The following is a 6,000-nucleotide window of genomic DNA, read 5'->3' as shown; positions in this document are numbered from 1 at the left end:
TTTTTTCTTAGAAATATAAAAAACAAGCTATTAGTTGATCATATAAAATCAACTAATAGCTTGTTTAGGTTAAGGGGCTGTTTTGTTACAGCCCCTTTTTGTAGATAATGCTAGTATTTACACTATTAATTACTATTTACGACTACGATTTACTAGTATTATTCACTACTTGTATTATCTACTATTTTTTACTACTGATATTATCTACTAGTACTCACTACTAGTCTTTAGTAAGTAGATTTTAGTAATTTTCTATTTTCAGCAATTACTGTGTTGATCGTATAGTTATGACATGGTATGGATAGAAATTACATTACAGATACAAGTAAATGTATAGGAATTCCAAGGAATTTCTGATTTGTCAAAATCCCCGTTCCGCGTTATTGTGTAGTTAAGCGCTATGCCATGGCAGGAAAGGGGATTTATGTTATACATAAACGAAGAACCTTTAGTACAAAGAACATGTATTAAAACTGCAAATTTACAATCGGAGACATTAGTTACTAGAAAATCAGTATCTGAAAAAACACAATCTAAAAAAGGACAATCTAAAAAACCACAATCTGAGGAGCTATCACCTACGGAAAAAACTTCTAACGAAGTACTTTCTAAGGAACTAGAGTACAAGGTGCCAGAGGAGTTGAAATTACAGACTCTCATTTGTGGGCATCAGGTATTAACATCCTTATCGGATAAAAGCCTGGTGTCGATTTGTCAAAATCCGAATATACGGATTCAGACCGTTGGATATCAGCCGTGGTCTGTTGATGAGTTGCGCCATGATGCGGCACAAATAGAGCTCTGTCGCAGGTATCGACCACTCATTTTGCACTACACGAATTGCACGGGGAACCGCGAGTTTAGGGAAGACCTAGAGAGCTATCTATGGGCTATACTCTTAGAATCGATTTATAGCTTTGATCTGAAAGGGGCTGTACCGTTCCCTGGCTTTGTGAAAGCTGGCATTAGATATGGTTATATGCGGTATTGGAAACGAGAACGGTTACGTAATCATCGTGAGATTCATATCCCTGACCGCACTACCGACGATGGAGACGTAGCGGTGGGCATGGATATCTTCGCATCTGGCGAGAATATAGCCGACATGATCATGACCGCCGATGAAGAACAAAGACTGCGAGCCCGTCTCGTATGGGCTTTAGGTAGACTGTCTCCAGATCAGCGTGATCTATTGCGTCGCGTTTACGGAGAATGCCAAAGCTTGGTATCCGTTAGTGAAGAGCTGAACTGTAGCCGCCAAGCTATCCAGCGACGCCATGAACGAGCCATACGAAAGCTGCGGAGATACTTGACCACAGATTTTAACAAGATAAAAGTGCATTAGACCAAATTTAGACTAATGAACTAGGTCTACCTAGAATGTATAAGATACACTAGCTCTAACTAGAATGTATAGAATACATTAGCCCTAAAGGGAGTTAGTGTAATATACATGTGTTAATATAATTTAATTTCTTATTTATATTACGAAATTGTATGTTTCTGTTAATCACGATTAATAGATATACATAAAATATGCAATTCTCAATTTAAATGAGAAAATATTGACACATTAAGGTATACATAACTTTTACAAGATCATAAAGTCTTTAATTATACATAAATTTCTATAGTTTTGTGTATATATTTACAAATTATACAGTGTGATATACAATTAAACCAGCAGCAGATTAAAGCATGCGAATCTGCTTTCACAGAACACGTGTTCATTGTATTGTTGAAAGGAATGTTCCTAATTAGAAGGGAGAGAATTCCTATGATAACACATGATGAATTAACAGATATGATGGCTGCTCGGCTATCTAAGGGAGAGGATTTGGATTTGATCTATACGAATCCAAAGAACCACATTGTTTGTTTTATTCCTACGTATCAGCCTAGTGGTGGCGACAGTACGAAGTGCTATTTCGTAGATGGCCGTGAAGAAATGGTCCATCTGCCGATGCGCACCATTACGCGGGAGCTGGCGATACAGGAAGGGCTGAGGCCCAATTACATTATGACCAGCGACGGTCGGCGCAGCAGCTATACATCGCCTAAGACCTATGGTCCGCATCTAACCTTTGCCCATATTAAATGTCGGCGCCCTGTCGGCAAAGATGTGGTGTACGGCCTCTTTAACGTGGCTATACCCTATGAATACATTGTCAGGGAAGGTCCGGAACCCGATACGAGCTATATTCACGTGGGGAACTTCGCACCGATCTTGGTGTACCAATCCCCGCGTCACGTCAAACACAAACTGAACGAAGCCATGCTAGAACACTGCAACTACGTGCGCAAAATGCTAGCCCGCATCAAACTCAGCCAAAACCCACAAGTCGTGGCAGAACTATTTATCGCCTGGAGAGACCTAACAAGATAATACGTTAGGGGGGAAGAGAAGAATAAGTAGGGGGAGATGAAGTAATAGGGGAGAGAAAAAGGAGGAGAATCTATAGGGAAAACAAAATACGGGAGAAATAAAATTAGGTGATCATAAATAAACTTAAAAGGTTTTCACTCTTAGACAGAGCTATCTTATTATGAGATAGCTCTGTTTTCATATATTTTTCATCATTTGTATAATTTATGATATAATATACGTAAAATATATTGGTACTAGTTTTACTCATCTATAGCTGTGTATTGTTTGTTAGTATTTTGGGAGAAATATAATGGATAATAATGGGGAAAAAAGATTTCTTATAGGCGATGTTGCAATTTTCTTGATGGCTGTTATTAGTGTATACTGGCCAATTATGCTTGTGGGAGTTGCAATATTAATACTTGCTAGATATCATCGATGGTCGTTAATTGAAAACGAAATTTATAAAGAATATATTTTGAACAAAAATCTTATTCAGAATATAGAGGCTAATCAATCAAAATTAGCTACATTGGAAGAGACCATTGAAAAAGAAAAGTCTAAAATAGAACACGATATTGAAGAGCGTATTAGTAAAAAGAGTACCGAGCTTAATCAGTTGTACTCAGAAATATCAAAAGTTAAAAATGAACTAAAAAATAAGAAGGAAGAAATTGAGAATTTAGAACCTTTAGTAACAGTAGTTAATATAGACACAAAAGGACTTGAGCTTGCAACATCTCAGGAATTAAAAAATATATTATCTAAATATAAGTTAGAAGAAGCTGAATTAGTAAAAGATAACACAGCTGTAGATGTGCTTATTTATGATGATAAAAAGTTTATCACTACTCAAATACGTCAAATTCTACGTTCATTCAATGCTGAATGTGATTTAGCTATATCTAATGTTACACATAAAAATATTGATACCATGAGGAATAAAATTCTAAGATCGTATGAAGCTTTGAATAAAATATACAAATCTGATGGTGTACAAATTACAAAAACTTTTCTTGAAAATAAGTTACAACAATTGATTACAGCACATTCATATCAAGAAAAGTTAGAAGATGAGCGAGAACAAAAGAAACTTATCCAAGAACAGTTAAAAGAGGAAGAAAAAGTCCGTCGTGAAATTGAGCGTGAAAAGGCAAAAATTGAGAAAGATGAAACTCAGTTTAAAAATGAAATTTCTAAACTTATGAAATACTTGCAGAAGACGGACAATGAAGTTGAAAAGACTTTATACATAGACAAAATCAAAGAATGTGAAGAAAAACTTTCTGAGCTTGAAACTGTTAAATCTGATGTTTTAAATCGAGAAAAGAATACGCGTGCTGGTTTTGTTTATATTATTTCGAATATTGGTTCCTTTGGGGAAAATATTTTTAAAATTGGTATGACTAGACGACTTGAACCTATGGATAGAATTAAAGAATTAAGTAGCGCTTCTGTACCATTTGAATTTGATGTTCATGCACTAATCTTTTCAGATGATGCACCTAGCTTAGAATCTATTTTACATAACACATTTAGAGAATATGAAGTTAATAAAGTAAATCATAGAAAAGAATTCTTCTCTATTCCACTTGAAAAAATTGAAAAAGTTGTAACCGAACATCATAATGCAACTGTACAATGGACCTATGATGCAGCTGCAGAAGAATATAGAGAATCTCTAGTTCAATAATATATTTGGGAATACTAATTATTATAATAAGCTCTACAATAACAGTTTATACTTATGTAGAGCTTTTATTTATAGCATTATGAATTTTGGAGAGACCTATGAATGATCAACAAATATTATCAGTAATTAAGGATTATATTCAGAATCGTAATATTAACCAAGCCTTGATGATTACTGGCGAATGGGGATGTGGTAAAAGTTATTTTGTAAAAAATAGTGTAAAAGAATATTTGCGTAAAAATGGAATTTTAGATAATAAAAACTATATAGTATTTTCCTTATATGGGATTAATAATTTAGGTGATTTTAAGAATTCATTTTACGATAAAATCTTCATTAATCAATATTTAGGAGAGTCTAATAAAGCACAGAAAACAAAAAATATTTGTGAACGATTATTTAATTCGGTCTCTAGTACAATCGATACGAGTGCTATTGGAGTACCAGTAAAGATAAATTTAGCCGAATTAATACATAAGAGTGATCTTGTACAATTAGAGAAGTGTATTTTTGTATTTGATGATATTGAACGTTGTGAATTATCTGCTACTGAGTTATGGGGATTTATAAATAAGTTGACAGAGAATAGAGGTATTCCTGTAATTACTATAGCAAACGAGAGTAAAATTTTAGAGAGAGATTCAGAAAATGACAATTATAAAACAGAGAAAGAGAAAGCTGTTTATTGTACTCTTGCATTTTCTTATGAAATAGCTAATATTTTTGATGAATTAGTAAATGAATACGAAGAAAAAGATATCAGGGAATATATATTAAGTAATAAAGAAATTATATTAGAGGAAATTTTTAGACAACAACCTAATAATATTAGGACTCTAAAATTTGTGCTAGCCGTTTTGGTCAATTTATTGAGAGAAATTTATAACTTGGAGGATAAGTCTTTCTTTGAACATAGAGAATTATATGATAGATTCTTAAAATACATTGTTTTAAGAGCTATACAATATAAAGTTAATCCTAAAGTAGAGGTTGATTGGAGAAACGATGATTTTGGATTTATTTCTAGGGCAGATGGTCATGATACTCCTGAGAACATAATATGGGGGTTTAAATTTATAGATATTTATATTAATAGTTCATATTTAGATAATCAGTTGCTAAGAAACGCTTATGAAAATGAAGTAAAGCTATATGAAGATAATTTCTTGGCATTTAATCATTTAGCAGACTGGACTCAATATTGTGATGAGCAAGTTTGTGAATGGTTAAATCAATTAAAGGATGAAGTAAAAAATTATAAATATAAAACCTCAATGCTTAGACAAATTTTATGGCGTGTTGCATCGATAAAGCACTATACAACGTTACAATATGATTTTGAAAGCTTTGTTGAGGACATTAAAATAGCATTTTATAGTGACAATGAAATAACCAGAGATATATTATTACAACAGAATAAAGATGATAGTGTTTATAAAACATATGAAGAGCTTATTAATCCTTTAGTTAAAATTGCTGATGAGAATTATAGGAAGCGGTTGGAAAAATTAAATCTATTTAAGTGTTTATCTAGCAATCATATGTCAAATATAGAGCTATTAAAATATATACATGTTAATATAAATGAGTATTATAATGCCAAAGAATTCGCTAAATATCTAGGCACAATAGATGAATTAAAAGGATATTTTATGAGTGCAAGTGAATGTGACATAGATTCTTTCCGAGGTATAATTCGAACAGTGTATTTGCAGATACTTAATATCGGCCAATTTTTGGAGGCAGATAAAATCTATTTAGAAGAAATACTTAAAATAGTTAAAAGTAAGATAGAAAATGAAAAATATGGAGCGATTATGGAATTCAATTTAAACTGTTTAGCCCATGATTTAAAAAGTGCAATCCAGATTTTAAGTTCTAGTTCTAATAATGTTATATAGATTAAGAAAACGTATCTAATACTTTATAATATGCGGCC

Annotated in this window: 4 protein-coding genes; all 4 read left to right on the top strand. The window is 32.8% G+C overall.

The window, feature by feature from the left end; all coding sequences use genetic code 11:
• Positions 1 to 424: 424 nt before the first annotated feature.
• The 4 genes from KH109_RS09075 to KH109_RS09060 all read left to right on the top strand — a co-directional run bounded on the left by KH109_RS09075 (position 425) and on the right by KH109_RS09060 (position 5,962).
• Positions 425 to 1,345, top strand: coding sequence for a sigma-70 family RNA polymerase sigma factor (locus KH109_RS09075; RefSeq protein WP_295218933.1), 921 nt, complete (start codon positions 425 to 427; stop codon positions 1,343 to 1,345).
• A 432-nt stretch (positions 1,346 to 1,777) separates the two neighbouring features.
• Positions 1,778 to 2,386: a hypothetical protein gene (locus KH109_RS09070; protein WP_295218930.1), complete on the top strand. Its 609-nt coding sequence runs from the start codon at positions 1,778 to 1,780 to the stop codon at positions 2,384 to 2,386.
• Positions 2,387 to 2,678: 292 nt separating this feature from the next.
• The gene (locus KH109_RS09065; protein ID WP_295218927.1) at positions 2,679 to 4,061 is read left to right on the top strand and encodes a DUF4041 domain-containing protein; all 1,383 of its coding nucleotides are present in this window, start codon (positions 2,679 to 2,681) and stop codon (positions 4,059 to 4,061) included.
• 98 nt (positions 4,062 to 4,159) lie between these two features.
• A complete protein-coding gene (locus KH109_RS09060) occupies positions 4,160 to 5,962 on the top strand; it encodes a P-loop NTPase fold protein (RefSeq protein ID WP_295218923.1) in 1,803 nt (600 codons plus the stop codon).
• The last annotated feature ends 38 nt before the right edge of the window (positions 5,963 to 6,000 follow it).

Origin of the sequence: Veillonella sp., assembly GCF_018381775.1 — a bacterium.
Lineage (GTDB): Bacteria > Bacillota > Negativicutes > Veillonellales > Veillonellaceae > Veillonella.
The sequence above is the reverse complement of the archived record's forward strand: the minus strand, read 5'-3'. Positions and strand labels throughout refer to the sequence as shown.

What these genes read in the sequence shown, in the direction of transcription:
- KH109_RS09075 (WP_295218933.1), top strand. Translation starts at nt 425, where the DNA reads ATGTTATACATAAACGAAGAACCTTTAGTACAAAGAACATGTATTAAA.
- KH109_RS09070 (WP_295218930.1), top strand. Translation starts at nt 1,778, where the DNA reads ATGATAACACATGATGAATTAACAGATATGATGGCTGCTCGGCTATCT.
- KH109_RS09065 (WP_295218927.1), top strand. Translation starts at nt 2,679, where the DNA reads ATGGATAATAATGGGGAAAAAAGATTTCTTATAGGCGATGTTGCAATT.
- KH109_RS09060 (WP_295218923.1), top strand. Translation starts at nt 4,160, where the DNA reads ATGAATGATCAACAAATATTATCAGTAATTAAGGATTATATTCAGAAT.